General features: G+C 67.7%; 23 protein-coding genes. 13 read left to right on the top strand and 10 right to left on the bottom strand.

The annotated features are described in order from the left end of the window. Positions 1–142: 142 nt before the first annotated feature. From U858_RS0132465 to U858_RS0132445, 5 genes are all read left to right on the top strand, one after another. Positions 143–3,559: a response regulator gene (locus U858_RS0132465; RefSeq protein ID WP_025141260.1), complete on the top strand. Its 3,417-nt coding sequence runs from the start codon at positions 143–145 to the stop codon at positions 3,557–3,559. A 15-nt stretch (positions 3,560–3,574) separates the two neighbouring features. Then, entirely contained in the window at positions 3,575–4,414 is an 840-nt protein-coding gene (locus tag U858_RS0132460) for a protein-glutamate O-methyltransferase CheR (RefSeq protein WP_025141259.1), read from the top strand. An 8-nt stretch (positions 4,415–4,422) separates the two neighbouring features. Further along, complete coding sequence (locus U858_RS0132455; protein WP_051593741.1) at positions 4,423–5,043, top strand: chemotaxis protein CheB; 621 nt, start codon at positions 4,423–4,425, stop codon at positions 5,041–5,043. Positions 5,044–5,047: 4 nt separating this feature from the next. Then, positions 5,048–6,163, top strand: coding sequence for a hybrid sensor histidine kinase/response regulator (locus U858_RS0132450; protein ID WP_029954674.1), 1,116 nt, complete (start codon positions 5,048–5,050; stop codon positions 6,161–6,163). A gap of 379 nt (positions 6,164–6,542) precedes the next feature. Beyond that, positions 6,543–8,174, top strand: a complete 1,632-nt coding sequence (locus U858_RS0132445; RefSeq protein ID WP_025141257.1) for an NRAMP family divalent metal transporter — start codon at positions 6,543–6,545, stop codon at positions 8,172–8,174. On the opposite strand, the gene U858_RS0132440 is transcribed toward U858_RS0132445, so the two are convergent. The 3 genes from U858_RS0132440 to U858_RS0132430 form a co-directional block, all read right to left on the bottom strand. Then, positions 8,144–8,662 (bottom strand): GNAT family N-acetyltransferase, encoded by a 519-nt coding sequence (locus U858_RS0132440; protein ID WP_025141256.1) that lies wholly within the window; start codon positions 8,660–8,662, stop codon positions 8,144–8,146. The genes U858_RS0132445 and U858_RS0132440 overlap by 31 nt on opposite strands. Before the next feature lie 73 nt (positions 8,663–8,735). Beyond that, positions 8,736–9,527 carry an AraC family transcriptional regulator gene (locus U858_RS0132435; protein ID WP_025141255.1) on the bottom strand — a complete coding sequence of 264 codons (792 nt, stop codon included), beginning with the start codon at positions 9,525–9,527 and terminating at the stop codon, positions 8,736–8,738. 19 nt (positions 9,528–9,546) lie between these two features. Next, positions 9,547–9,765: a hypothetical protein gene (locus tag U858_RS0132430; protein WP_025141254.1), complete on the bottom strand. Its 219-nt coding sequence runs from the start codon at positions 9,763–9,765 to the stop codon at positions 9,547–9,549. Between the two features lie 317 nt (positions 9,766–10,082). On the opposite strand from U858_RS0132430, the gene U858_RS0132425 reads away from it, so the two are divergent. Genes U858_RS0132425 through U858_RS0132405 form a run of 5 tightly spaced genes read left to right on the top strand, consistent with a single transcriptional unit; the run spans position 10,083 to position 16,735 of the window. After that, entirely contained in the window at positions 10,083–11,528 is a 1,446-nt protein-coding gene (locus U858_RS0132425; RefSeq protein ID WP_025141253.1) for an amidase, read from the top strand. 11 nt (positions 11,529–11,539) lie between these two features. Beyond that, positions 11,540–13,141 carry an ABC transporter substrate-binding protein gene (locus tag U858_RS0132420; RefSeq protein ID WP_198529778.1) on the top strand — a complete coding sequence of 534 codons (1,602 nt, stop codon included), beginning with the start codon at positions 11,540–11,542 and terminating at the stop codon, positions 13,139–13,141. Between the two features lie 46 nt (positions 13,142–13,187). Continuing rightward, a complete protein-coding gene (locus U858_RS0132415; RefSeq protein ID WP_025141251.1) occupies positions 13,188–14,129 on the top strand; it encodes an ABC transporter permease in 942 nt (313 codons plus the stop codon). 25 nt (positions 14,130–14,154) lie between these two features. Further along, a complete protein-coding gene (locus U858_RS0132410; protein ID WP_025141250.1) occupies positions 14,155–15,045 on the top strand; it encodes an ABC transporter permease in 891 nt (296 codons plus the stop codon). Between the two features lie 4 nt (positions 15,046–15,049). Continuing rightward, positions 15,050–16,735, top strand: coding sequence for an ABC transporter ATP-binding protein (locus U858_RS0132405; protein WP_025141249.1), 1,686 nt, complete (start codon positions 15,050–15,052; stop codon positions 16,733–16,735). Here the strand turns inward: U858_RS0132405 and U858_RS0132400 are convergent. Next, a complete protein-coding gene (locus tag U858_RS0132400) occupies positions 16,651–17,493 on the bottom strand; it encodes an AraC family transcriptional regulator (protein ID WP_025141248.1) in 843 nt (280 codons plus the stop codon). The genes U858_RS0132405 and U858_RS0132400 overlap by 85 nt on opposite strands. A gap of 187 nt (positions 17,494–17,680) precedes the next feature. On the opposite strand from U858_RS0132400, the gene U858_RS0132395 reads away from it, so the two are divergent. After that, positions 17,681–18,649 carry a tripartite tricarboxylate transporter substrate binding protein gene (locus U858_RS0132395; RefSeq protein WP_025141247.1) on the top strand — a complete coding sequence of 323 codons (969 nt, stop codon included), beginning with the start codon at positions 17,681–17,683 and terminating at the stop codon, positions 18,647–18,649. Then, a complete protein-coding gene (locus tag U858_RS0132390) occupies positions 18,642–19,523 on the top strand; it encodes a PhzF family phenazine biosynthesis protein (RefSeq protein ID WP_025141246.1) in 882 nt (293 codons plus the stop codon). Before U858_RS0132395 ends, U858_RS0132390 begins: the two co-directional genes overlap by 8 nt. Before the next feature lie 22 nt (positions 19,524–19,545). Here U858_RS0132390 and U858_RS0132385 read toward each other — a convergent pair whose 3' ends face one another. The 3 genes from U858_RS0132385 to U858_RS0132375 form a co-directional block, all read right to left on the bottom strand. Further along, on the bottom strand, positions 19,546–19,887 hold the full coding sequence (locus U858_RS0132385; protein WP_025141245.1) for a hypothetical protein: 342 nt from the start codon (positions 19,885–19,887) through the stop codon (positions 19,546–19,548). Next, entirely contained in the window at positions 19,884–20,381 is a 498-nt protein-coding gene (locus tag U858_RS0132380; RefSeq protein ID WP_025141244.1) for a hypothetical protein, read from the bottom strand. The genes U858_RS0132385 and U858_RS0132380 overlap by 4 nt, the downstream gene beginning before the upstream one ends. Before the next feature lie 86 nt (positions 20,382–20,467). Then, the gene (locus U858_RS0132375) at positions 20,468–21,055 is read right to left on the bottom strand and encodes a TetR/AcrR family transcriptional regulator (RefSeq protein WP_025141243.1); all 588 of its coding nucleotides are present in this window, start codon (positions 21,053–21,055) and stop codon (positions 20,468–20,470) included. Positions 21,056–21,313: 258 nt separating this feature from the next. Here U858_RS0132375 and U858_RS36460 point away from each other — a divergent pair, with 258 nt between their 5' ends. After that, positions 21,314–24,088 (top strand): autotransporter outer membrane beta-barrel domain-containing protein, encoded by a 2,775-nt coding sequence (locus U858_RS36460; RefSeq protein ID WP_304413276.1) that lies wholly within the window; start codon positions 21,314–21,316, stop codon positions 24,086–24,088. Here the strand turns inward: U858_RS36460 and U858_RS0132365 are convergent. The 3 genes from U858_RS0132365 to U858_RS0132355 are packed head-to-tail and all read right to left on the bottom strand — an operon-like array spanning position 24,085 to position 26,479. Next, positions 24,085–25,194, bottom strand: coding sequence for a muconate/chloromuconate family cycloisomerase (locus U858_RS0132365; protein ID WP_025141241.1), 1,110 nt, complete (start codon positions 25,192–25,194; stop codon positions 24,085–24,087). The two genes, U858_RS36460 and U858_RS0132365, sit on opposite strands and share 4 nt — an antisense overlap. Next, positions 25,191–25,499 carry a YciI family protein gene (locus tag U858_RS0132360; protein WP_025141240.1) on the bottom strand — a complete coding sequence of 103 codons (309 nt, stop codon included), beginning with the start codon at positions 25,497–25,499 and terminating at the stop codon, positions 25,191–25,193. Before U858_RS0132360 ends, U858_RS0132365 begins: the two co-directional genes overlap by 4 nt. An 11-nt stretch (positions 25,500–25,510) precedes the next feature. After that, a complete protein-coding gene (locus U858_RS0132355; RefSeq protein ID WP_025141239.1) occupies positions 25,511–26,479 on the bottom strand; it encodes a tripartite tricarboxylate transporter substrate binding protein in 969 nt (322 codons plus the stop codon). Between the last annotated feature and the right edge of the window lie 106 nt (positions 26,480–26,585).

The following is a 26,585-nucleotide window of genomic DNA, read 5'->3' as shown; positions in this document are numbered from 1 at the left end:
GTCGTAATTGTATCCGGACGAAACACCCGCGTCCGTCCCCTGTATATTTCATGGGTTTGCCGATCGTTGCGACGTTAACCCGTCCCTATAATCGTTGCGCCTGCCGCCCCCCTTCCCTGCCCCTGCCCGCCCACCCGTTCCCATGCCGAATTCGTCTCACGCTGTCCGCCGATATACCGTTCCCAAGACCCTGATGGCCGGCTTCGTGACGGCGGCGCTGGCTACCATCGTCATCGCCTTCGTCAACGTGCGTTCGGCGGACACGCGGGTGCAGGCCGTCAACGCCATGAACCGCGTCACCGAGACGCTGCGCCAGCTGAGCCTGTTCAACTCGGCGCTCAAGGATGCCGAGCTGGGGCAACGCGGCTACCTGCTGACGGGCGACCTGACCTATCTGCAGCCGTACGTGCGCTCGCTGCCCCTGATCGACGAACGCCTGGCCTTGGTGAAAGAGGCCACGTCGACGGACTCGGCGCAGCGCCGCATCGTCAACGACATCTCGGCCATCACGCAGCAGAAGCTGAGCGAACTGCGCGAGACTGTCGAGATGCGCAAGGCTGGCGACGTCGAGGGCGCCATGGCGGTGGTCCGTACCGATGCGGGCAAGGATGCGATGGACCGGCTGCGTGACCTGGTGGGCGACCTGTACACGCGGCAGATGGGCCAACTGGAAGACGAACGCGAGGCCTGGTCCGCGGCCGCCACGACGTCGGCCTATTACTCTTGGGGCGGGTCGCTGTTGCTGCTGGTGCTGATCCTGGCGTCGGCCGGCATGACGATCCGCGAATACCGCGCCAAGGCGCGCCAGGCCTGGGTCACCACCGGCCTGTCGGGCCTGAGCCTGAGCCTGCGGGGCGACCTGCGCCTGGACGAGATCGGCAAGCGGGCGCTGGACTTCCTGGCGCAGTACCTGGATGCCAACGTCGGCGCCGGCTACGTGGTCAACGGCAGCGGCGACGAACTGGAACTCTTTGGCGGCTACGCCCTGCCGCCCGAACGCCTGGCGCAGAAAATTCCGGCGCCGCAGGGCCTGGCGGGCCAGGTCGCCGCCTCGCGCAAGCTGATGCACGTGCGCAACGTGCCGGCCGGCCACTTGGAGATCACCTCGGCCACCGGGCGTTCCAACCCGGCCGAACTGCTGCTGGCGCCCGCCATCCAGAATGAGCGCGTGTATGCCGTGATCGAACTGGGGTTCAACCACGCCGTGGGCGATGCCGAGCGCAACCTGCTCGAAGGCGCCTCGGAAATGCTGGCGTCCGCGATTCGCGCGGGCCTCGACCGTACCCGACTGGAATCCCTGCTGGCGGAAACGCAGCGCCAATCCGAAGAATTGCAGACCCAGCAGGAAGAACTGCGCGTCAGCAACGAAGAGCTGGAACAGCAAAGCCGCATCCTGCAAGAGTCGCAGGCGCGCATGGAGCTGCAGCAGACCGAACTGGAACAGACCAACGTCAACCTGGAATCCCAGGCCGAACAGTTGCTGCGGGTGCAAGGCGCCCTGACCGACAAGGCGCGGCTGCTCACCCAGGCCAGCCAGTACAAGAGCGAGTTCCTGGCCAACATGAGCCACGAACTGCGCACGCCGCTCAATTCCACGCTGATCCTGGCCAAGCTGCTGGCCGACAACAAGCCGGGCAACCTGAGCGCCGACCAGGTCAAATATGCGCAGACCATCCACGCCGCGGGCAGCGACCTGCTGGCGCTGATCAACGACATCCTGGACCTGTCCAAGATCGAAGCCGGCCAGGCCACCGTCGACGTCGAAGAAGTCGCCATCGCGTCCGCGCTGGACCGCCTCCTGGACCCGCTGCGGCCCATGGCGCAGGAAAAGCGCCTGGCGCTGGAACTGGACATCGCCCGGGACGTGCCGGCCACGCTGCACACCGACCCGCAGCGCCTGGGCCAGGTGCTCAAGAACCTATTGTCCAATGCCCTGAAATTCACCGAGCAGGGCACCGTGGCGCTGAAGGTATCGCGCGCGCCGCGCAACATGCTGTCGTTCGCGGTGCAGGACACCGGCATCGGCGTCGCGGCCGACCAGCAGGAACTGATCTTCGAGGCCTTCCGCCAGGCCGACGGCAGCACGCACCGCAAGCATGGCGGCACGGGCCTGGGCCTGTCGATCTCGCGCGACCTGGCCAAGCTGCTGGGCGGCACGCTGTCCCTGGTCAGCGCGCCCGGCAAAGGCAGCGTGTTCACGCTGCTGGTGCCGCTGCGCCTGCAAGCCCCGGCGACGGTCGCGCCGGTGCAGGCGCCCATCGAGGCCGCCGTGCCGAGGGCCCCCGCGCCCCTGCCCGCCGTGCCTGCCACGCCCGTGCCGGCGACGGCGAACCCCTCCCCTGCGCCGCTGCCCGGCGCGGGTCCGGCCAACGGCCGCACCATCCTCGTCATCGAAGACGACGAGCGGTTCGCCGACATCCTGGGCGACCTGGCGCGCGAAATGGGCTTTGGCTACCTGGCCGCCCACACGGCCAACGACGGCCTGGCCCTGGCGGCGCAGCACCGGCCCGACGCGATCGTGCTGGACATGAACCTGCCCGATTTCTCGGGGCTTGGTGTGCTGGACCAGCTCAAGCGCAATCCCAACACCCGCCACATTCCCGTGCACATCGTGTCGGTGGCCGATTACTCGCAAGAGGCCCTGGGCCGCGGCGCCGTCGGCTACGCGCTCAAGCCGGTCAAGCGCGAAGAACTGATCCATGCGCTGCAACGCCTGGAAGCCAAGTTCACGCAGAACGTGCGGCGCGTGCTGGTGGTCGAGGACGACGACCGCCAGCGTGAAAGCGTACGCGAACTGCTGGCGCGTGACGGCGTGCAGATCGTACCGGCCGCCACCGCCACCGCCGCCTTGAACCTGCTGCGCGACACCACCTACGACTGCGTCGTGATGGACCTGAACCTGCCCGACATGAGCGGCTACGACCTGCTGCAGCAAATGGCCGAGCAGGACAGCGTGTCGTTCCCGCCTGTCATCGTGTACACCGGCCGCGCGCTGTCGCGCGACGAAGAGCAGCACCTGCGCCGCTTTTCCAAGTCCATCATCATCAAGGATGCGCGCTCGCCAGAGCGCCTGCTCGACGAGGTCACGCTTTTCCTGCACCAGGTCGAAGCCGACCTGCCGCCGCAGCATCGCCAGATGCTGGAACTGGCCCGCAGCCGCGACACCGCGCTGGAAGGCCGCACGGTGCTGGTGGTGGAAGACGACGTACGCAATGTCTTCGCGCTGTCCAGCATCCTGGAACCCACCGGCCTGCACGTCGAGATCGCGCGCAATGGCCTGGAAGCCCTGTCTGCCCTGGAGCGTGCCGGCGCGAACGGCCACCGCACGATCGACCTGGTGCTGATGGACATCATGATGCCCGAGATGGATGGCTACACGGCCATGCGCGAGATCCGCACCCGGCCCGAATGGCGCCGCCTGCCGATCATTGCGCTGACCGCCAAGGCCATGAAGGACGACCAGGAGAAATGCCTGGCGGCCGGGGCCAACGACTACATCGCCAAACCGCTGGACGTGGAACGCCTGCTGTCGCTGGTGCGCGTCTGGATGCGCAAGTAACGGGCGGCCACGATCATGCCCCACCGGAACCGTGCCCATATCGAAGACATCGAGCAGCGGCTGCTGCTCGATGCGATCTATCACCAGTACCACTACGATTTCCGGGCGTATGCCCAGGCCTCGCTCAAGCGGCGCCTGCGCAGCGCGCTGAGCCAGTTCGGCTGCAAGACTCTGTCGCAGCTGCAAGACCGTGTGCTGCACGAACCGGCGGTGTTTACCGGCCTGCTGCAGTTCCTGACGGTGCAGGTCAGCGACATGTTCCGCGACCCCAGCTATTTCCTGGCGCTGCGCAACGAGGTGGTTCCCATCCTGCGCACCTATCCGTCGATCAAGGTGTGGGTGGCCGGCTGCAGCGCGGGTGAAGAGGTCTATTCGCTGGCCATCCTGCTGCATGAAGAAGGCCTGCTGGACCGCACGCTGATCTACGCCACCGACATCAACCCGCATGCGCTGCGCGCCGCCGAACAAGGCGTGTACGACCTGGAACGCGTGGCCGCCTTCACCGCGAACCACGCGCAATCCGGCGGCCGCAGCTCGCTGTCCGACTACTACACCGCGCGCTACGGGCGCGTCATGTTCGACAAGACACTGCGCGAACACATGGTGTTCTCGGACCACAGCCTGGCTACCGACAGCGTCTTTGCTGAAGTGCACCTGGTGTCCTGCCGCAACGTGCTGATCTACTTCGAACGCGACCTGCAGAACCGCGCACTCGGCCTGTTCCATGAAGCGCTGGTGCATCGCGGCTTCATGGGCCTGGGGTCGCGCGAGTCGATCCGTTTCTCGGCGCAGGCCGAGAACTTCGACGACTTCGTGCCGCAGGACCGCATCTATCGCAAGAAGGCCGGCCTGTGAGCCGGAACGTGGCCGCCATACCGCCCCAGGCGCCGTCCGACGGCCCGTGGGACGCGATCGTCATCGGCGGTTCGGCCGGGGCCATCGACGCCTTGAATGTCCTGTTGCCTGCGCTGCCCACCGGCCTGCGGGCCGCGGTGATCGTGGTGCTGCACCTGCCGCGCGACCGCCGCAGCCTGCTGGTCGATATCTTCCGTGACCGCTGCGCCCTGCCCGTGCAGGAAGCCGAAGACCAGCAGCCGCTGCAAGCGGGCCATCTGTACTTCGCACCGCCCGACTACCACCTGCTGGTGGACACGGGCCCGCGGCTGGCGTTGTCCATCGACCCGCCGGTGTTCTTCTCTCGGCCGTCCATCGACGTGCTGTTCCATTCCGCCGCCGACTGCTATGGCCGCCGGCTGCTCGGCGTGCTGCTGTCGGGCGCCAATGAAGATGGCGCCGACGGCCTGGCCGCGATCCATGCCGTGGGCGGCCACGCGCTGGTCCAGGCGCCGGCCACGGCATTCATGGCCGCCATGCCCGAGGCCGCCCTGGCGCGTACGCCCGCGCTGCCCGCCCTGACGCTTGAGGAAATCGCCGCCTTGTTCGCGCAGTTGCCCACGCATCGGCCTGACTCCAACCCCTTCTGACATCATGATCCTGACCTCTGCCAAAACCCCGGATGCCCGTATCAAGTGCCTGCTGGTCGATGACGTGCCAGAGAACCTGATTGCGCTGGAAGCGTTGCTGGCGGGCGACCGCGTCGAGGTGCTCAAGGCGCAGTCCGGCCCGCAGGCGTTGGAACTGCTGCTGACCCATCCCGACGTGGCGCTGGCGCTGCTGGACGTGCAGATGCCCGACATGAACGGCTTCGAACTGGCCGAATTGATTCGCGGCAGCGAACGCACCCGCCACATTCCCCTGATCTTCATCACCGCCGGTTCGCGCGAGCACAACTGGCAGTTCCGCGGCTACGAAAGCGGCGCGGTGGACTTTCTGTACAAGCCCATCGACCCGTACATGCTCAAGACCAAGGCCAATGTGTTCTTCGAGCTGCACGAGCGCCGGCGGGCGCTGGCGCAGCAACTGGAAGAGCGCACCGAGGCGCTGCGCGTGAACGAGATGTTCATGGCCGTGCTGAGCCACGACCTGCGCACGCCATTGCAAGCCATCGTCATGGGCGCATCGCTCTTGCAGCGCCAGAGCGACGACGCCCGCGTCGGCAGCCTGGCGACACGCATGCTGCAAAGCAGTGAACGTATGAGCCGCCTGATCGAAGACCTGCTCGACGTCACGCGCATCCGCCAGGCGGGCGGCCTGACGCTGGTCCCGACGCGGTTCGACCTGGAAAGCCTGGTCAATCGCACGCTGGAAGAACTGCGCACCGGCTTTGCCGAGCGCCAGATCGAATCCAGCTTCAAGGGCGACCTGACCGGCAACTGGGACGGCGAACGCCTGGCCCAGGTGCTGGCCAATTTACTGGGCAACGCCCTGCACCACGGCACCCGCGAAGCGCCGGTGCGCGTCGACGTGGACGGCACGGCGGCGGACGAGGTCGTCATCACCGTCAGCAACGGCGGCACCATTCCGCCCGAGCTGCTGCCGCACCTGTTCAACCCCTTTCGCAGCGGCGCGCGCCCGGCCGGCGGGCACCACGGCCTGGGCCTGGGCTTGTTCATTGCCCAGCAGATCGTGCTGTCGCACGGCGGCCGCATCAACGCCGAATCGCGCGACGACATCACCCGGTTTTGCGTGGCGCTGCCGCGCTGAGCGGCCTCTTTTCCCTCATCAATAAAAAGCCTTGACTCTAGAGTGACTCCATAGTTTGCAATCGCGCAGTCGTCGTAAAGCGCGACCCAACCCGATCCCCTTTTTGCCAGTTCGGGTTGTGCACTCCAGGAGATCTATGTCAGACGGTGACAGTCGTCGATTGTCAATTTCGGCGCCATTGATTGCAGGGCTTTCAGATACTGCCTCGTGCACGGTGTTCCATCGCCGTGCGTGCGGTGGTGCGCGAGCGGAGCGTCGCGGGCCATCCCATGACAGGGAGAAGCGCGCGCGATAGCCCCCTTTTGCTCAACGAATCCCGAATTCCCTGCATCGCGTGGCGGTAGATACAGCAGGTACAGAATGCTTGGGAATGTGATTCATGTTGAAGAAAGCGAAAGAAGTCGCGGTCCTGGACGACGCGCATATCGGTGATATTCGAGGGGCCTTCGGCACCATCAAGGAAGGCGACGTCGCCCGCCGCAAGAACTGGTGGCACCGGTTCCGAACATTGCTGGCCATTCTGGGGCCAGGCCTGATCGTGATGGTGGGCGACAACGATGCCGGGGCATTCAGCACCTATGCCCAGGCAGGCCAGAACTACGGCACGACGCTGCTGTGGACGCTGGCGCTGCTGATTCCCGTGTTGTATGTGAATCAGGAAATGGTGCTCAGGCTGGGCGCCGTCACGGGGGTGGGCCACGCTCGCCTGATCCTGGAACGGTTCGGGAAGTTCTGGGGCGCCTTCAGCGCCATCGACCTGTTCGTCCTGAATGCGCTGACCATCGTCACCGAATTCATCGGCATCACGCTGGCGCTGGATTTCCTGGGTATCCCAAAATTGCTCGGCGTGGCCGCGGCAGCGGCCCTCGTCATGCTGGCCGTCAGTACGGGAGACTTCCGAAAATTCGAACGCTTTTCGCTCGTGCTGGTGTTCGGCAGCCTCTTGCTGGTGCCCCTGCTGCTCATGGTGCATCCGCCCGCCGCGCAGATCGGACGGGACTTCCTGATTCCCGGATTGCCCGAGGGCGGCAAGTTCAGCGATGTCATGCTGCTCATCATCGGCATCGTCGGCACCACGGTCGCTCCCTGGCAATTGTTCTTCCAGCAAAGCTACGTCATCGACAAGCGCGTGACGCCGCGCTTCATCTCGTACGAGCGCGCCGACCTGTGGCTGGGCATCGCGCTGGTCATCATCGGCGCGATCGCGATCATTGCCGTTTCGGCCGCGACCTTTGCCGGCAGCCCGGATTTCGGCAACTTCCAGGATGCGGGTGCGGTCGCATCGGCCATCGCCAATACGCACGGACGTCTGGCCGGCGTGCTGTTCGCCGTCACCCTGCTCGATGCCAGCCTGATCGGCGCGGCGGCGGTCTCGCTGTCCACCGCCTACGCCGTAGCCGACGTGCTGAGCCTGAAGCACTCCCTGCACCGCAAGCCCACCGACGCCAAGGCCTTCTACGCCGTCTACGGGCTGTTGATCGCGGGCGCCGCAGCGCTGGTGCTGATCCCCGGCGTGCCGCTCGGGCTGCTGACCAACGCCGTCCAGACCCTGGCGGGCGTGCTGCTGCCCAGCGCCTCGGTGTTCCTGCTGCTGTTGTGCAATGACAAGGCGGTGCTGGGGCCGTGGGTGAATTCGCGCATCACCAATCTCTTTACCGGCGTGATCGTGTCGGTGCTGGTGATGCTTTCCATCATTCTCACGGCCGCCGTGATGTGGCCCGACATCTCGGGGCGGGTCATCACGTGGATCCTTGCCGGCGGTTCAGCCGCAGGCGCCGTGGTCACGGTCGCCGCCCAGTTCTTCGGCCAGCGGACCCGCCGCGATCGCGTCCCGGCCGACCCGGCCGTCAGCAAAGCCCTGCGCAATCACTGGCGCATGCCGCCGCTGCATCAGTTGAAGCCGCTATCGCTGTCCGCCACGCACCGCCTGTGGATGGGCGTGCTGCGCGCCTACCTGCTGGTGGCGGTGGGCATGGTGATCTACAAGGTCTTTGAGCTGGCCACGGGCTGACACGACGCTTCCTGCACGCCGGCCTCGTCCGCCAGGACGCCGGCCGGCTTTTGCATGAAAACGCTGTGGGGATCGTCCTCGTACGGGCCAAAGGGCCCGCACGTGCGGTAACCCAGGCGGGCGTACAGGGCGACGGCTTGCGGTTGCCGATTGCCGGTCTCGAGCGCGAACCGGGTCACGCCGCGTTGGCGAGCTTCGTCTTCCAGCCGCCGCAGCAAGGCGCTGCCGACGCCCTTGCCCCGCTGCGACGGGTCGGTGTACATGCGCTTGATCTCGCCATACCCGGTGCCGATGATGAGGGCGCCACACCCCACCGCGCGACCCGCCGCATCGCGGGCGACGGCAAACAGCACGTCGGGGCGGCACAACGCGGCGATATCCACGCCATGATGGCTCTCGGCGGGATAGAGCGGCACCTGGTAGGCATCGAGCGCGTCGATCAAGGCGCGGACGTCGGGTTGGTCGGGCGATTCAAGGGTGATGCGCATGGCGACATATTCCGGAAAGAGGGGATACCGGACAGCGTCGCATTCACGGGCACGGCCTGTCTTGAACGTGATTTCAGCCGCGTCGCCAGGCCGCCGGCGGCACGCCATACATCGCCTTGAAGCGGCGGGTGAAATGCGCCTGGTCGGCAAAACCCAGGTTTGCCGAAATCGTCGCGACGGCTTGGCCGGTCGCGAGCAAACGGCGGGCAAGCTTCAGCCTTTCGATCATCAACCAGGCAAATGGCGGCAGGCCGAATTGGCGGGTGAAGGCCCGCACCAGTTGCACCGGGCTAAGGCCTTGCTCGGCAGCCAGATCGGACAGGGAGGGCGGTGCGTTCAGCTCGGCCATCAGGCGGTCGGCAACCGGGTTGAGCGCGGGCCGGGCCGACGTGTGCGCCCGCTGCAATCCGAACGAGGCGGACGTGAATATCTTGCTCAGCACCGGCAAGAGCGATTCCGCAGCCTCCGAATCGGACAGGTCGCGTCGCAGGCTATGGGCCGCCGCCGTCCGCAGCGACCTGGCCAGCCCGGGCTGCGTGCACACGGCCGCATCAAAGACGGCGTGCGCGGAAACATCGAAACAGCCTGGCAGGATGGCCGGGTCGACGTACACGCTGACGAAGGCCCAGCGGGCATCCTGCCCACTAGCGGCCCCACCGGCCTGAAGTTGGCCGGGGTTGTACTGCGTGATGTCGTCCGTGGCCGCTTGCAGCGACTTGCCATCCAGCCAGATGTTCTCTCGCCCGATCCAGTTGGCGCCGATGACGAATTCGTCGTGCGCGTGCTTGGGAAACACGTGGCCTGTGCAATCCAGGTACGCGACTTCCATGCCACGCAGCGGACGCCGGCAGAACGCTTTTGCCATATTTCGGAACCCGCCAGCGTCAGGGCGCCGGCCCGTCGTCTTCGCGCCGTTCGGCCTCTTCCTGCGCCTTTACGTCTTCCAGCTTGACCCGGCTGGTGCTGCCATGCGTGGCCGCGCACTGGCCGGGATTGCCGCTGCTTTTGACGCACTCGGCGAACGCCAGCGCCGCATCCACCGTGGCGAAATGGTACGAGTGGCCGTCGGCGAACGCGATCTTTCCTTCGACTGAACAATCCATGGTGCCTCCTGTTGATGGGAAGGCTCATCCTAGCCGTTGTCGCGGCCGAAGTCAGCCGGCCTCACATTTTGAAAATCGGATGGCGGCGAACGCGGCTGCGGCGCCAAGTGCGGGAAATCGGCCTCGAACCCCCATCAGGGATTACCCGAAACCGCACCACCGCGCCGCCCCGGCCTTCCCTGCGCCACGCGCCGGCTGCCGCATTTCGGATCAGCCGCGTGTCGCATTCTGGTTTGGCCCTCGCGGCACGCGTCCATAGACTCTGGGGCATCCAGTGGCCGACCGGCACGGCGAGACCACTGGAATCTGGGGAAAGCATGCATATCGACGACTACGAAAATCTGGACGGCCTGGCCTTGGCCGATTTGCTGGAACGCGGCGAGACGACTTGCGCCGAGCTCATGGATTGCGCCATCGCCCTGGCCCAAGCGCGCAATCCCGGCTTGAACGCCATCACCTACCCCCGCTACGAGGAATCGCGCCAGATCGCGGCAGACTGGACACCGCGCGGCCCGTTCCGCGGCATTCCCTTCCTGTTGAAGGATTCGGGCTTCGCCGACCGGCGCTTTCCATCGAGCATTGGCTCGACGCTGTTCAACGACATCACCTACGACCATGACGCGACCGTCGCCGGCCGCTTCGATGCTGCCGGCCTGATTCCGTTTGCGCGCACCACGGTGCCGGAACTGTGCATGGCCGGCACCACCGAAGCCGTGCGCAACGGCGGCCCCACGCCCAACCCATGGGACCGCACCCGCTCGGCGGGCGGCTCCAGCGGCGGCGCGGCCGCGGCGGTGGCCGCCCGCATCGTGCCGGTGGCGCATGGCAGCGACGGCGGCGGCTCAATCCGCATTCCGGCCGCCTGCTGCGGCGTGTTCGGCCTGAAGCCCTCGCGCGGCCGCGTGCCCATGGGGCCGAACCGCGGCGAAGGCTGGGCCGGCATGTCGACCGACGGCGTGCTCAGCCGCAGCGTGCGCGACACGGCCGCAGCGCTGGACCTGATCGGCGGCTACGAACCGGGCGCCCCCTACGCGGCCCCGCCCAAGCCTCGCCTGTTCGTGGACGCCGTGCGCGAACAGCCGCATCGGGCGCGGCGGGTCGGCATCCTGCGCCAAGGCTGGAACGGCATCGGCATCGCTCCCGAATGCGAGGCGGCCGTCGACCATGCCGCGTCGCTGCTGCAAGCCATGGGCCACGAGGTCTTCGAGGCCGCCCTGCCCGCCATCGACTATGACGGCTTCGTGCACGCCCACGGCAGCATCCTGGCCAGCAACATCGTGGTGGCCGTGGATGCCCGCCTGGCCGCGCTGGGCCGCAAGCTGCGCGACGAGGACCTGGAATCGGTCATCCGCGACGGCTACGACGTCGGCAAGGGCCTGAACGCCGTGTCGTACATCGATGCCGTGTCGCGGCTGCACGCCGTGGGCCGCGCCTTTGCCACCGCCATGGCCGGGCTGGACGTGCTGCTGACCCCGACGCTGGCCCAGTTGCCCTGCAAGCTGGACTACCTGTCGCTGAACCCCGCCGACGGGCTTGGGTTTCGCAACTACCGGGCGCGCGCGGCCACTTATTCGACGTTCCTGCCGGTGATCAACGGCGCCGGCTTGCCGGCGGCCAGCCTGCCCTTGTGGTGGACGCAAGCCGGCTTGCCGGTCGCCACGCAGTTGATCGGCCATTTCGGCCAAGAAGACACGCTGCTGGACCTGTCGGCGCAGCTTGAACGCGTCGCCCCCTGGGCAGATCGCAAACCCCTGTTCGCCTGAACGGTACCCCTATGAACACACTGATGTCCCGCCTGGGCCGCGCCTTCGCGCCCGCCCTCGTCAGCGCCGCCGCCGGCGCCGCCCTGTTCACCGCGGCCGGCGCCGTGCAAGCCGAGACCACCGCCAAGATCGTCATGCAGGCGCCCCTGCGTATCGTCGACCCCATCCTGACCAACGCCTACATCACGCGCAACCACGGCTACATGGTGTTCGACACCCTGTTCGCCATGGACGCCAACGGCGGGCCGCAGCCCGAAATGGTGGGTAGCTGGACGGAATCCCCCGACAAGCTGACCGTGACTCTCACGCTGCGCAAGGGCCTGGCCTTTCATGACGGCGCGCCCGTCACCAGCGAAGACGTCGTCGCCTCACTCAAGCGCTGGGCCGGCCGCGACGCCCTGGGCCAGCGGCTGATGGCAGCTACCGCCAGCCTGGAAAGCCCCGACCCCGCGACGGTGGTGTTCAAGCTGAACAAGCCCTTCGGCATGCTGTACGAGGCGCTGGCCAAATCCGGCGCGCCGGTGCCCTTCATCATGCCCAAGCGCATCGCGTCCGTGCCTGCATCGCAGGCCATCACCGAAGTGATCGGCTCGGGCCCGTACCGGTTCGATGCGGCCGGCTTCCAGCCCGGCGTGAAGGCCGCCTACGTCAAATTCACCGGCTACGTGCCGCGCAACGAGCCGGCCAGCGGCTTTGCGGGCGGCAAGGTGGCCATTGCCGACCGCATCGAGCTCGTCAACATCTCCGATTCGCAGACGGCGGTGAACGCGCTACGCCGCGGCGAGATCGACTTCATCGAAGACGTGCCGCCCGACCTCATGCCGCAGCTGGAAGGCGTGAAGGCGATCGCGCTCAAGCCGTACGGCGAGAGCACCAATATGTTCACGATGCGCATGAACTGGCTGCAGCCGCCGTTCAACAACGTCAAGGTGCGCCGCGCCGTGCTTGCCGCGGTCTACCAGGCCGATTACCTGGACGCGCAGATCGGCGACGACAAGGTCTACCAACTGTGCGGCGCGGTGCTCAGCTGCATCTCGCCGTACGCCTCGCAGGAAGGCGCCACGCAGACGCAAAAGCCCGATCTGGCGCACGCCCGGGCGCTGCTCAAGGACAGCGGCTACGACGGCAGCAAGGTCGTGATCCTGCATCCGACCGACCTGCCCGTGCTGTCCAGCCTGGCCTCGGTGACGGCGCAGGCGCTCAAGAGCATCGGCATGAACGTGGAAATCCAGTCCATGGACTGGGCCACGCTGCTGACCCGCTATTCGAAGAAGGACCCGGTGGACCAGGGCGGCTGGAGCATCTTCCAGACCGGCTTCACCAGCATCGACCTGATGAACCCGCTGACCAACCCCAACCTGGATGGCCGTGGCGAAGCGGGCTACATCGGCTGGACCGGCAGCGAGGCGATGGAATCGATGCGCGATCGGTTCGCCGCCGAAAGCGATGTGGCCAAGCGCAAGGAGATCGCCGCGGCGATCCAGAAGCTGAGCTACGAGCAGGTCTTCTTCATTCCGCTGGGGGCCTACTCGAAAGCCAAGGGCTACAACACCGCCAAGTTCGGCACGCTGGTGGACGCGCCCATTCCTCTTTTCTGGCTGGGCCAGAAGTAACCGCGATGCGGCCCACGGGCCGCGCCGCGAACGGCAAGGCATAGCCATGATCGAACTCATCCTCAAACGCCTGTTGGCGGCGATTCCCGTCATGCTGATCGTCGCCACCGTGGTGTTCCTGCTGCTGCGCCTGGCGCCGGGCGACCCCGCGCGCGTCATCGCGGGCGACATGGCCAGCGAGGCGGACATCATGCAGATCCGCCAGGACATGGGCCTGGACCAATCGCTGGGCACGCAGTACGTGCGCTGGATGGCCGCGCTGGCGCAGGGCGACCTGGGCCATTCCATCCAGTCCCGGCAATCGGTGACCTCGCTGATCAAGGCGCGGCTGGGCCCGACGTTCTCGCTGGCCGCGTGGGCCATCCTGCTGACCATCGCCGCCGCGATTCCGCTGGGCGTGCTGGCCGCATGGCGTCACCGCGGCCTGGCGGATCGCGGCATCATGGCCGGCGCCGTGCTGGCCTTTTCCGTGCCCGCCTTCGTGGTGGCCTATCTGCTGATCCTGGTGTTCTCGGTAAAGCTGAACTGGCTGCCGGTGCAAGGCTATTCACCGCTGGCCGACGGCGTGGGTCGATATGCGTCGCACCTGCTGCTGCCGACCATCACGCTGGCCATGGTGTTCGTTGCGCTCATCACGCGCATCACGCGGGCCAGCCTGCTGGACGTCCTGGGCGAAGACTTCGTGCGCACTGCCCGCGCCAAGGGCGTGACCGAGCGCGTCGTGCTGTTTCGCCATGCGCTGCGCAACGCGGCCATTCCCATCGTGACCATCGTCGGCGTGGCGCTCACCACGCTGATCAGCGGCGTGGTGGTCACCGAGACCATCTTCAACATCGCCGGGGTCGGGCGCCTGATCGTGGACTCGGTGCTGGCCCGCGACTACCCCGTCGTGCAGGGCACGATCCTGTTCTTTTCCTTCATCTACGTCTTCGTCAATCTGCTGATTGACCTGGCCTATGTCGTCCTCGACCCGCGCATCCGCTATTGAGCCGCGTACGACCTGGAGCGCTACGATGTCTTCTTCCCCCGCCCTTCCCCTTTCCCCGGCGGCGCCGCGTTCGCGCTGGCGCCAGGCCTGCGCGGCCATGCTGCAGGACCCGGTCATGCTCGGGTCCCTGCTGTTGCTGCTGTTGCTGGTGGCCGTCTCGGTGGGCGCGCCCTGGCTGGCGCAGCATGACCCTGCGGCGCTCACGCCGCGCGCCCGGCTGCAAGCCTCGTCCGAGACCTATTGGCTGGGCACCGATTCGCTGGGCCGCGACCTGCTGTCGCGGGTGCTGTATGGCGGCCGCCTGTCGATCGCACTGGCCGCGATGGTCAGCGCCATCGCCGTGGTGGCGGGCCTGGTCATCGGCCTGGCCGCCGGCTACGTGCGCCGGCTGGACGCGCCCATCATGCGGCTGATGGACGGCATCATGGCCATTCCCGGCCTGCTGCTGGCCGTGGCGATGGTGGCGCTGGGCGGCGCGAACATCGTGTCCATGGTGACGGCGATTGCCATCCCCGAAATACCGCGGATTGCGCGGCTGGTGCGCAGCGTGGTGCTGTCGGTGCGCGAAGAACCGTACGTCGAAGCGTCGGTCGGCGCCGGCACGCCGGCCCTGAAGGTGCTGTGGCGGCACATCATGCCCAGCACCATCAATCCGCTGGTGGTGCAGGCCACCTTCGTCTGCGCCGCCGCCATCCTGACCGAAGCCGTGCTGGGTTTTCTGGGCCTGGGCTTTCCGCCCGAGATTCCCAGCCTGGGCAGCATCATCGCCGAAGGCCGGCCGTTCTTCCAGCGCGCTCCCTGGATCGTGCTGTATCCCGGCATATTCCTTGCGCTGCTGATCCTGGCCGTCAACATGTTCGGCGATGCGCTGCGCGACCGTCTCGACCCCCGTCTTTCACGCAAAACCAAAGGCTGACGCCATGCACGACGCATCCCGTTCCCAGGCGGCGCCGGCCGGCTCCGCATCGCCCATCCTGGACATCCGCAATCTCCACGTCCGGCTGCCCGGCGGCGGCGACCGCCGCTATGCGGTGCAAGACCTTTCGCTGACCGTGCATGCCCGCGAGATCGTCTGCATCGTGGGCGAATCCGGGTCCGGCAAATCGGTGACGTCCAGCGCCATCATGGGCCTGTTGCCCAAGGACGTTCTTGCCCTGGAAAGCGGGCAGATCCTGCTGGCCGGGCGCGACATCACCGAGGCCGGCCTGTCGACGCTGCAGAAGCTGCGCGGCGACCGCATGGCCATGATCTTCCAGGAACCGATGACAGCGCTCAATCCGCTGATGCGCGTGGGCGACCAGATCGCCGAAGTGTTCGAGTTCCATGCCAAGGCGCTGGACCGCCAGGCGGTGGCCCAGCGCGTGCTGGCGCTCTTGACCGACGTGCGGCTGCCGTCGCCGGCAACGTTGCAGCATGCCTATCCGCACCAGCTTTCCGGCGGCCAGCGCCAACGCGTGATGATCGCCATGGCCCTGGCGATGGAGCCCGGCCTGATCATCGCCGATGAACCGACGACGGCGCTGGACGTGACCTCGCAGGCGCAGGTGCTGCGGCTGCTGAACGAACTGCGGGACCGCCATGACAATGGCGTGCTGTTCATCACGCACGATTTCGACGTGGTGGCCGAGATTGCGGACCGCGTGGTGGTGATGCAGTCGGGCCGCATCGTCGAACAGGGCGCCGCGGCCGATGTGCTCAATCATCCGCAGCACGCCTATACCCGGCGCCTGCTCGATGCGCGTCCGCGCGGCGATTTCCGCGCAGCCGCCCTGCCGCCGTCGGCCCCGCCGATGCTGGAAGTGCGTGACCTGACGCTGCGTTTTCAGACCGCATCGATGTTCAAGTCCCGGCGCCGCAGCGTCGACGCCCTGGGCGGCGTGTCACTGCAACTGGCGCGCGGCGAAACCCTGGGCATCGTCGGCGAGTCCGGTTCGGGCAAGACCACGCTGGGGCGTTGCCTGGCGCGCTTTGCCACGCCCACGTCGGGCGAGATCCTGCTGGGCGGCCAGCCCGTGGTCAAGCTGCACGGCCGCGCCGCGCGCGGCTACTGCAAGCGCGTGCAGATGGTGTTTCAGGACCCCTTCCGTTCCTTCAACCCCCGCCGCACGGTGGGCCGGACGCTGGCCGAAGGCCCCTTGAATTTCGGCGCCGAGCCCAAGGCCGTGCATGCGCGCATGCTCGACATGCTGGACCTGGTGCGCATGGACCCGAGCGCCTTGCAGCGCTTTCCGCACGAGTTCTCGGGCGGCCAGCGGCAGCGGCTGTCGATTGCGCGGGCGTTGATGATGGAGCCGGAAATCCTGATCGCCGACGAAGCCGTGTCGGCGCTGGACGTGTCGGTGCAGGCGCAGATTCTCGATCTGCTGGAATCGATTCGCGAGCGGCTGGGCGTCAGCATGATCTTCATCACGCACGACCTGCGCGTGGCCGCGCGGCTATGCCATCGCATCGCCGTCATGCAACGCGGCAAGGTGGTGGAGATCGGCCCGGCGCAGGATGTGTTCCTGCGCCCGTCCAGCGACTACACGCGCGAGCTGGTGGCGTCCATTCCGGGCCAGTCGGCAGCGGCGCCGGATGCGCTGAGCTTTGCGGCGGGCACGCCCTGATCGGCATCGATGGCGCGCAGCAGCCGGCCCAGGTGGCCGCTGCTGGCGAATCCCAATTCGGCGCTGACCCGCGCGGCGGGTTCGCCCAGCGCGATGCGCTGGCGCGCGGCCTGCGCCACCAGCGTGCGGCGCACGGCCACCGGCGGCAGCCCGAACGCGTCCACGCAGGCGCGCTGCAAGGTCCGGATGGATACCCCCAATGCAATCGCGGATTCGGCAACGGAAGGCGGCGGCTGGCCGTCTTCCAGACACTGGCGCAAGGCATCGGCCCAGCGGCGCGCCAGGTTCGGCGGCGGCGCGGCCAGCACCTGGCCCGGACGGCTGCTGTCCAGCTGGGCGATCAACGCGGTGATCAATGCCGGCTGCGCCCTGGCCGACAAGGCCGGCTTCCAGAGTGCGTCCAGCATGGCCTGCGCGGCGCCATCCAGTTGCAGCACCCCCATGGCGCGGCAGGCTCGCAGCAGGTCGGGCGACAGATAGAGCTCGCCATGCTGCTGCGCGATGCTCTGGGCGCGCGTGCTGTGCTCGACATGCGAGGGCAGCAGCAGCGCCTGCCCCCGCACCAGCCGGCCCCGGCGGCATTCGCCGTCGGTATCGCGCCAGGCGCTGTCGAGCGCGCCGGCGCGCGGCCACAGCAGCATGGCGCAATCGTGCTCGTGCCAATGGAAGGCATAGCGCGGCTGGCGGCTGGCGGCCAGGGCAAAACCGGTCTGGGCGATCAGGTCCAGTTTGGACGATAGCGGGACGAGGCGCGTCATGGCGGGGGTGCCCGGCAAGGCGGGCGGCGGTGAATGGACAGGTCGAATCAGTATCGACGCGCGCCAACGTTATTGCAAGACCGCGCGCCGCTGTCGCGTTTTGGACGTCATGCTGTCGCGCCACGGTTCGCCCGCGCCGCCGCCGGTCCCTACGATCACGGCATCACACCACAACAAGGGGAATGTCATGTCACGCCTGTTTTCATCCATCCTGCTGCCCTGCCTGACCCTCGCCCTGGCGCCAGCCGCCACCCTGGCCCAGCCCGCCTGGCCGGACAAGCCCGTCACCCTGATCGTGCCTTTCCCGGCCGGCGGCGGCACCGACCTGGTCGTGCGCACGCTGCAACCGGCGCTGACGCGCCACCTGGGCCAGACCCTGGTCATCCAGAATGCCGGCGGCGCCGGTGGCACGGTGGGGTCGGGCCAGGCCGCGCGGGCCAAGCCCGACGGCTACACCGCGCTGGCCGTCACCACCAGCACCATCGCGCTCAGCCCCAGCCTGTACAAGAACCTACCGTACCGGCCGGCCCAGGACTTCGACTACATCGGCTTCGTCGGCACGTCGCCCTATGTGCTGGCCGTGCATCCGTCCCTGAAGGCCGCCACGCTGCCTGCCCTGGTGCAAACCCTGAAGCAGCGCGGCCGCGGCACCTACGCCTCGGTCGGCGCGGGCACGCTGTCGCATCTGCTGGGCGCGATGTTCGCCAAGGACCAGCAGGTCGACCTGACCCACGTGCCCTATCGAGGTGCGGCGCCCGCCTATACGGACCTGGTCGGCGGCCAGGTGGACATCATGTTCGACAACCCCGTGGGCCTGGCGCCGTTCGTGCAAAGCGGCAAGGTCGCCGCCGTGGCCACCACCCAGCCCACGCCCATCCTGCCCGACGTGCCGACCTTTGCCGCGCAAGGCATGCCGGCCTACACGCAATCGCTCTGGTACGGCCTGGCGTTTCCCAAAGGCACGCCGCCGGCCGTCGTCGAGCGCATGAACCAGGCCCTGAATGCCGCGCTGCGCGATCCCGCCGTCGCCGCCGACCTGGCGGCCAAGGGCGTCGACGTCAAGCCCGGCACGCCCCAGGCCCTGACCGGCGCCGTGACCCAAGACCTCGCCTTCTGGCGCGACCTCATCACCACTGTTGGAGTCCAGTTTGACTGACCTATCTTCCGTCCGCCCCTTGACGCCGCCGCCTGCCGGCGACGTGGCCCTGCTGCGCGTGTTCGTCGATCCCTCTGCCAGCCAGACCGGCGGCAACCCCGTGCCGCTGGTGCAGGATGCCCGCGGCATGAGCGCGGCCGCCATGCAGGCGCTGGCCGCGCACCACGGCCACGAGTCGTCGTTCGTCTTTCCCGCCGACGGGCCTGGCGCGTTGTGCCGGCTGCGCTTCTTCGTGCCCGGCCACGAAATGGAAATGTGCGGCCACGCCACTGTGGGTACGCTGTGGGCGCTGCGCCAATGGGGCCACTGGACCACCCCGGCCGCACAGGTCCAGACGCATAGCGGCATCGTCGATGTGCAATGGGACGACGCCCGCGGCTGGACCTGGATCTCGCAGCCGGCCGTCACCACGCGCGACCTGACGCCGGCCGAGACGCGCGCCATCGCCGAGGTGCTGCGCATCGACCCCGCGCTGCCCGGCCTGCACGCCATCAATGCCAGCACCAGCCGCGTGAAGACGCTGGTGCGTCTGCCGGACGCGGCCGCGCTGAACGCCCTGGCGCCCGACTTCAACGCCATGCGCGCGCTGTGCGAAGCGCTGGACTCCACGGGCCTGTACCCCTACGCCGTGGAAGGCGACGACGTCTACGCACGGCAGTTCCCCAAGTCTTCGGGCTACCCCGAAGACGCGGCCACCGGCATCGCGGCGGCCGCCTTGTGGGGGTACCTGGACCGCGTGGGCGCGGTGCCCAAAGGCCGCATCTGTACGGTGCGCCAGGGCGTGGCCATGGGGTCGCCGTCAGCCATTCAGCTGCGCGCCCGCACCGATGCGCCGGGCTGCTGGCTGAGCGGCGAAACGCAGTGGATGGACTGACGCCGCGGCCGGCGCGGCGGCGTCACGCGCCGTCGAATTCGTCCACGCCGTTGCGCGGCCGCAGCGGGGGCAGGCCTACCGCGTAGCGCTGGCCCTGCAGTGCCAGCACTCCCTGGATCGTGCCCAGGTCATTGACCGCCTGGGCGCGCACTTGCAGCGCGGCCTGCGCGTCCCGCTGGGCCTGGTTCTCGGCCACGGATTGCGCATTCAACCGGTCCAGCTGCGCATGGAACGCCTGCGCGGCGTTGCGTACGCAGTGGGCCGTGTAGGATTCGCGCGTCGGCTTGACCGAGGCCGTGCGGTACGCCGCCCACACGTCATGCAAGCGCGAGGCCCCGATCGGATCGATCGCGCGGGTACTCATGCTGCCCGCCTTTGACGCGACCGAATCCAGAACTGCTGCACGGCCGCGCCCACCAGGAATACCGCGAACCAGGCCCCCAGCGCGCCGCGCACCAGCGGAGACTGCGGTCCGTCGGCCAGCGGATGCGACACCGGCAGCCGCGTCAGCGTTTCCGCGATGCCCGGCACCCACATCAGGAAGAAACTGAACGAGAAGCCCAACTGCGACAGATAGGGCTGTGCGCGCGAGAGCCATCGCAAGCGCGAGATGAGCAAAGCGCCCGATACGGCAAGCAGCGCCAGGATGCCCAGCGCATGCCCGGCGTTGAAGCCGCCGGAACTGGACAGCCCGAACGACGTGAGCACGGCCAGCAGCAGCCCGCCCAGGTAGATCTTGCCGGTGGGGGTCGCGGGATCGATGCCGCGATAGCGCACGAAGCTGTACAGGCCTACGGTGGCGGGCACCAGGCTGATGAGGGTATGCGCGGCCCCCAAGGTGGAAATGGGATGTGGCATGGGTAAGGCTCCTGTTGGCAACCAACTAGTTGATCGGTACTGCGGGTTAAAAAAACGTGCACGCCTCCGTGCACGCCCTGCTGCATTCAGCCTGCGGTGGCCAACTGGCCGATGGCCGCCCGCGTGATCGAGGCAAAGACCTCGGGATCGCCCAGCGCACGGGCGGTCAGCATCGCCCCGTGCACCGTCGACATGAACGTCTGCGCCTCGACCTGCACCGTGTCGCGCAGCCGGAACTGCCCCTGGGCCACGCCGCTGTCCAGCACGGCCGCGATCCAGCCCGTCAGTTCGCCGAAATAGGCCCGAACCTCTTGCGCGACCGCCTGCGGCACCGCGGGCAGTTCCGCCGCCAACATCGCGCAGATGCACATGGGCATCGAGCCGTCACGCAGGCATTTGGCCCAGTAATCGACGTAAGCCGTCAACCGCGCCTGCGGGTCCGGCACATGTTGGTTCAGCGCGGCCAAGCCGGTGCGGGCCTGCTCGCGATGCAGCGTCACCACGGCCAGCACCAGGTTTTCCTTGGCGGGGAAATGGTGGTGGATGCTGGGCTTGCCGATACCCACTTTCTCGGACACGTCGGCATAGCTGAACCCGTGATAGCCGCCGGTGGCCAGCAGCAGCCGGGTCTGCTCGACGATTTCCAGGGCGCGGGGGGACAAATCCAGATTCATGCGGGGATTTCCAGGTTCACGATGCAGCCAATCTACTAGTTGGTCGGTTACGTGTCAAGCCTGCCCAACCGATCCGGAATCACGCCGCCCGGGGCGTTACATCTTTTCCTGAGACGATCCGCGCCGAGGTGCCACTAACGTCAGTCAGCCATCATTCAGGGACACAGCCCCATGCCTCGCCCGTCGCGTTCACGCCGTTCTGCATCCTTCGTTCGCTACGCCGCGCACGCGACCTCCAGCGCACAAAACGCCTCATTCGTGCCTGGCAGGCAAGCATTGGCGCCGCTGGCCCTGGGTTGGGCGCTGGCCGTCTGCGTACTGGCCGCAGTGCCCGCCGATGTCCGGGCGGCCGCCGGCTACGGCGGTGGTGGCCAGGCCGGCACCGGCATTGGCTTCGGGGCGGGCGGCGGCCAAGGCGGCGGCCTCACCGGCGGCGACGGCGGCCGCGGCGGCAGCAATATCTTGGGATTCCCTATGACTCCAGGCTACCAGGCAGGGGCTGGCGGCGGCGAAGCCGGGGCAGGGGCAGTCGCGGGCGGCCTGCCCGGCACCTCGGGCAATGACGGCTTGCCCGGCAAGGGCGGCCTGGGAGGCGCCGCTGGCGCTTCGTTTGCGGGAGGCGAATTGGGCGGCGGTGGCGGCGGCGGCGGCCTCACTGTCGGGTCGGGCGGCGGCGGTGGCAGTGACGGCGGCTACAACTCGACCAATACCGGCGGTAACGGGGGATTCGCCCCCCTCTCATCAAACAGGCTCGAGATCCGCAACGGCACGCTCAACGGCGCGCGCGGACTCAATGGAATCGGTTTCGGAGGAGGAGGAGGCGGCGGCGCGGCCTTCGTGGGACTACCCGGCGTTTCATTCACTGTGGACGGCAACGCCGTCGTCCAGGGTGGCCAAGGCGGTGACACCTTCAATGAATCCACGTTGGGCCTGACGTATTCCGCCTCAGGCGGAGGCGGCGGCGGCGCGGGCGTGGTAGCGGCCTCCGGCACGCTGCAGCTCTTGGGAGGGAGCATCTACGGCGGCAACGGCGGCCAATCACGCATAGCAGGCGGGGCCGGCGGCGATGCAATCGTCCTGACCTCGGGCACGATCACGATAGGCCCATCGACCTTCGTTGCCGGCGGCGTGGGCGGCTCGGTGCAATCCTTCAATGCGACGGGATTGCTGGCCGGCAACGGCGGTACCGGCATCTCGATCGGGTCCGGCACGGTCACCAATGAAGGCCTTATCGCGGGCGGCGGCGGCGGCACGGCAGGCCCGACCGACAGGCCGGGCCTCGCCGGGGCCGCGCTGCGGGCCGGCAGCAACACCAGCGTGATCAACAAGGGCACGATGTCCAGCGGCACCGATGCCGTCATTTTCGAAGGCAACAACAACACCTTGACGCTGTGGCGCGGCGCGACCACGACGGGCAACATCCGTTTCACCGGCACGGGCAACACGCTGGCGATCGGCAGCAATGCCGGCACGGGCACCGCACTGGCACGCGTTACGGGGTCAGTGGATTTCGGCACCGGCGGCACTTTCGTCGTGCGCATGGAAAATGGCCAGGCCGACTTGCTGGCCACGACCGGCAGCGCCAATGTGTCCGGGGCAACCGTGAAGGTCGTGGCCGGTTCGGGCAGCTATGGCACCGGCACGCTCTACCCCATCCTGCAGGCGAACGGCACGCTCAACGGCACGCGTTTTGCCAGCGTCACCACCAACCTGGCGTATCTGGACACGGCACTGGACTATTCGGCCAACGACCAAACGGTGAACCTGAAATTCGCGGCCAAGCAGGTGCCGCCCGTGACGCCGGACCCCGGCACGCCGCCAGCCACCGGCGGCAATCCCGTGCCCCCGGTGATCGAGCCGCCCGCCACGCGCCCCATCCGCTTCGCCGACCTGGTCTTCAGCCGCAACGGCATCGCCACCGCCAACGCGGTGAACAGCCTGCCCGTCAGCCACGAGGTCTATCGCCACGCCCTGACCCTGCCCGAAGGCGCGCCGCCGTCGTACTTCGCCGCCTTGTCCGGCGAGACCCACGCCAGCGCCGCCAGCGCGTTGCAGGGCCTGGGCAGCCTGGTCCGCAATGTACCGCTGGCGCAGCTGCGCGCCAACCTGGGCGCGGGCTTGCGTCCGGGTACGCCCACGGCCGCCGCCGGCATGAGCGACGCCGCCCCTGCCGCCGCCACCTTGCCCACGTCCAGCGCGCAGCCGGCCTGGGTGCAAGTGGTGGGCAACTGGCAGCGCCTGGGCGCCACGGCCGATACGTCCGCCGTGCGCCTGCATACGGGCGGCGTTTTCGCGGGCGGAGACGGCGCCCTCGGCGGCGGCTGGCGCCTGGGCGGCGCGCTGGGCTATACCGACAGCAACCTGCGCACCGACGGCGTGGATGCCAAGACCGACATTTCCAGCTACAGCGCGATCGTTTACGGCGGCAAGGCCTTTGCGGCCGGCCCCGGCACGCTCAACCTGCTGCTGGGCGCGGCCTATACCTGGCACGACATCAGCACCCAACGCCGCATCGCCGTGGGCGGACTGGACCAGACGCTGCGCGCCGACTACGGCGCCAACACCACGCAGGTCTTCACGGAACTGGGCTGGGCGTTCAAAGCGAGCGATGCGCTCACCGTGGAACCTTATGCCGGCGCGGCCTGGGCCGGCCAGCGCAGCCGGGCGTTCCGCGAAAGCGGCGGCAGCGCGGCGCTGTCGGGCGACAGCCAGGCCACCCACACCACGACCACCACCCTGGGCCTGCGGGCCCGCCACGACCTGGCACTGGGAACGACGCAAGGCACCCTCACGGGCGGCCTGGGCTGGCGCCACGCCTTCGGCGACGTCAAGCCGGTATCACGCATGGCGTTCGATGCGGGCGACGCGTTCACCGTCGCGGGTGCACCGATCGCGCGCAATGCCGCCTTGGTCGAGGTGGGCCTGGACGCCGCCGTCGGCCGCAACGCCACGGTGGGTCTTGCCTACGCCGGCCAGTTCGGCTCGGGCAACCAGGACCACGGCGCGACGCTGTCCTGGCGCTGGGCGTTCTAGCGCGCGGCCTGGCGCTGGTAGAACTTCAGCTTGTCGGTATCCAGCGTGACGCCGAAGCCCGGCAGGTCGGGCACGACCAGCGCGTGGTCCTTGAATGCGATGACCGGCGAGGCGATGTCGTCGGTCAGCAGATGCGGGCCGAACAACTGCGCGCCCAGCGTCAGGTTGGGCATGGTCGAGAAGATCTGCGCATAGGCCGACGTGCCGATCTGCCCTTCGATCATCGTGCCGCCAAACAGGCGGATGCCGGCGGCCTGGGCAATGTTGGCGACCTGCTTGGTGCGCAGCATGCCGCCATGCTTGGTGACCTTCACCGAAAAGGCATCGGCGGCGTTGCGCTGCGCGATGCGCAGCGCGTCTTGCGCGGTCATGACGCCTTCGTCGGCCATGATGGGCACGGTGAAGCGTTCGGTCAGGCGGCGCATGCCTTCGACGTTGTGGCCGGGCAGCGGCTGCTCGATGATCTCGATGCCGCCGGCCTGCAGTTCGCCGATGCCCCAGGTGGCAGTGGCTTCATCCCAGCCCTGGTTGATGTCGACCCGCACCTGGGCGCGGTCGCCCAGCGCATCGCGGATGGCCAGCGCGCGGTCGACGTTTTCACGCGGGTCGCCCTTGCCGATCTTGACCAGGAACAGCTTGTAGTCGCCCAGCCGCGACTCGGCTTCGGCAATGTCTTTGTCGATGACGCCATTGCCCAGCACCCACAAGAGCGGAATGCTGTCGTGCAGCTTGCCGCCGAACAGCTGGTAGGCCGGCACGTTCATGGCGCGGGCGATGGCGTCCACGCAGGCCATTTCGATGCCGCCCTTGGCGTAGGCGTTGTTCTTGATGATCTGGTCCATGAACTGGACCAGGCCTTCGAGCCGCCGGATGTCGTAGCCCACCAGGTAAGGCGCGATCACTTCGTCGATCATCGACTTGATCGCGCCCGGCGCTTCTTCGCCATAGTGCGGAATGATGGCGATCTCGCCCAGGCCTTCGACGCCGCATTCGGTGCGCACGCGCACGATGACCTGGCTGTGGCGGTCGATCACGGCCATGGCCAGCTTGTGCGGCCGGGCCACCGGCAGATCGACGATGGTGGTGTCGATGCTGTGCAGCTTCATTGCGCCCCCGGCAGGTGGCAGACGCCGTCCACATACGCCTTGCGCCAGCGGGTGATGCGCACTTCGGCAAACAGCTCACCCTGGAAGAACGGATCGGCGTGGATGAACGCCTGCGCCTCGGCCAGGCTGTCGGCGGTGATGATGTACACGCCGCCGCCCGCATCGCTGCCGTCATCGCGCAGCTTGGCGCCACAGGCCAGCAGCCGGTGAGCGTGGGTTTGCAGGAAATCCAGATGCTGCGGGCGCAAGGCCTGGCGCACGGCCTGGTGGTCCGGCTTGTCGAACGTTTCGATGAAATAGGTCATGGTCTGTGTGCTCAGTTCTGGCTGCCTTCCAGGCCGGTCGCGCGCAGCAGCGTGCGATGGCTTTCGAGTTGGTCCTTGACCAGCGCGCCCAGCGCTTGCGGCGTGGACGGGGTCAGCATGAAGTCCTGCACTTGCATGGCTTGCTTGACCGAAGGCTTGTCCATGGCGCGCTTGAAGGCCGCGTTCAATTGCTCGACCAGATCGGCCGGCATGCCCGCCGGGCCGAACAGCCCCAGCCAGGGCGCGATGGGAAAGCCGCCCAGGCCGGCTTCGGCCATGGTCGGCACGGTCGGTGCGTTGGGGCTGCGGGCGGGCAGCACGGTGGCCAGCGCCTTGAGCTTGCCGGCCTGCACCTGCGGCATGCCCGTGCCCGCCGTGGCGATGCCCGCATCCAGGTGGCCGCCCAGGATGTCGTTGATCATCGGCGGTTCGCCCTTGTAGGGCACGCTCAGGATGTCGATCTTGCTGGCCTGCGCCACGTACGCAAACGACAGCAGGCCCGTGACGTTGCCCGACCCGTAGGTCAGCTTGCCGGGGTTCTTCCTGGCGTGCTGCACGAATTCCTGCAGCGTGTTGCCCGGCACATCGGCGCGGGTGTACAGAAAGAACGAATAGCGGCCGATGTCGGTGATGGGCGTGAAATCCTTCACCGGATCGTAGGGCGGCGTCTTGCGCATGACCGGCACGCCCGACATCGGGCTGTTGGTCGCGATAAGCAGGGTGTAGCCATCGGGCTTGGCGCGCACCACTTCCTGGGCGGCGATGGCGCCGTCCGCACCGGGCTTGTTCTGGATGATGACGGCCTGGCCCAGGTCTTCGCCCACTTCCTTGGCCAGCGTGCGGGCAATGATGTCGGTCGACGCGCCGGCCGGGAAATGCACGATCAGCGTGATCGGCTTGTCGGGAAAGGCCGCCTGGGCCGTGGATGCGCCAACCAGCGCCGCGCACGCAAGCAGTGCGCCGGGAATGAGCCGTTTCATGAATGTCTCCTGTTTTATCGCTATGGAGCGCATTCTAGTGAGCGGCCACCCATCCGTATAATGATTTGGAACGTTCGAATCGTTCGTTTCTATCGATGAATTCACA

Origin of the sequence: Achromobacter sp. DH1f (assembly GCF_000633435.1) — a bacterium.
Lineage (GTDB): Bacteria > Pseudomonadota > Gammaproteobacteria > Burkholderiales > Burkholderiaceae_B > Achromobacter > Achromobacter deleyi.
The sequence above is the reverse complement of the archived record's forward strand: the minus strand, read 5'-3'. Positions and strand labels throughout refer to the sequence as shown.

What these genes read in the sequence shown, in the direction of transcription:
- U858_RS0132410 (WP_025141250.1), top strand. Translation starts at nt 14,155, where the DNA reads ATGTCTTCTTCCCCCGCCCTTCCCCTTTCCCCGGCGGCGCCGCGTTCG.
- U858_RS0132465 (WP_025141260.1), top strand. Translation starts at nt 143, where the DNA reads ATGCCGAATTCGTCTCACGCTGTCCGCCGATATACCGTTCCCAAGACC.
- U858_RS0132430 (WP_025141254.1), bottom strand. Translation starts at nt 9,765, where the DNA reads ATGGATTGTTCAGTCGAAGGAAAGATCGCGTTCGCCGACGGCCACTCG.
- U858_RS0132440 (WP_025141256.1), bottom strand. Translation starts at nt 8,662, where the DNA reads ATGCGCATCACCCTTGAATCGCCCGACCAACCCGACGTCCGCGCCTTG.
- U858_RS0132415 (WP_025141251.1), top strand. Translation starts at nt 13,188, where the DNA reads ATGATCGAACTCATCCTCAAACGCCTGTTGGCGGCGATTCCCGTCATG.
- U858_RS0132445 (WP_025141257.1), top strand. Translation starts at nt 6,543, where the DNA reads ATGTTGAAGAAAGCGAAAGAAGTCGCGGTCCTGGACGACGCGCATATC.
- U858_RS0132425 (WP_025141253.1), top strand. Translation starts at nt 10,083, where the DNA reads ATGCATATCGACGACTACGAAAATCTGGACGGCCTGGCCTTGGCCGAT.
- U858_RS0132380 (WP_025141244.1), bottom strand. Translation starts at nt 20,381, where the DNA reads ATGCCACATCCCATTTCCACCTTGGGGGCCGCGCATACCCTCATCAGC.
- U858_RS0132435 (WP_025141255.1), bottom strand. Translation starts at nt 9,527, where the DNA reads ATGGCAAAAGCGTTCTGCCGGCGTCCGCTGCGTGGCATGGAAGTCGCG.
- U858_RS0132360 (WP_025141240.1), bottom strand. Translation starts at nt 25,499, where the DNA reads ATGACCTATTTCATCGAAACGTTCGACAAGCCGGACCACCAGGCCGTG.
- U858_RS0132365 (WP_025141241.1), bottom strand. Translation starts at nt 25,194, where the DNA reads ATGAAGCTGCACAGCATCGACACCACCATCGTCGATCTGCCGGTGGCC.
- U858_RS0132400 (WP_025141248.1), bottom strand. Translation starts at nt 17,493, where the DNA reads ATGACGCGCCTCGTCCCGCTATCGTCCAAACTGGACCTGATCGCCCAG.
- U858_RS0132385 (WP_025141245.1), bottom strand. Translation starts at nt 19,887, where the DNA reads ATGAGTACCCGCGCGATCGATCCGATCGGGGCCTCGCGCTTGCATGAC.
- U858_RS0132355 (WP_025141239.1), bottom strand. Translation starts at nt 26,479, where the DNA reads ATGAAACGGCTCATTCCCGGCGCACTGCTTGCGTGCGCGGCGCTGGTT.
- U858_RS0132420 (WP_198529778.1), top strand. Translation starts at nt 11,540, where the DNA reads ATGAACACACTGATGTCCCGCCTGGGCCGCGCCTTCGCGCCCGCCCTC.
- U858_RS0132375 (WP_025141243.1), bottom strand. Translation starts at nt 21,055, where the DNA reads ATGAATCTGGATTTGTCCCCCCGCGCCCTGGAAATCGTCGAGCAGACC.
- U858_RS0132405 (WP_025141249.1), top strand. Translation starts at nt 15,050, where the DNA reads ATGCACGACGCATCCCGTTCCCAGGCGGCGCCGGCCGGCTCCGCATCG.
- U858_RS0132460 (WP_025141259.1), top strand. Translation starts at nt 3,575, where the DNA reads ATGCCCCACCGGAACCGTGCCCATATCGAAGACATCGAGCAGCGGCTG.
- U858_RS0132450 (WP_029954674.1), top strand. Translation starts at nt 5,048, where the DNA reads ATGATCCTGACCTCTGCCAAAACCCCGGATGCCCGTATCAAGTGCCTG.
- U858_RS0132395 (WP_025141247.1), top strand. Translation starts at nt 17,681, where the DNA reads ATGTCACGCCTGTTTTCATCCATCCTGCTGCCCTGCCTGACCCTCGCC.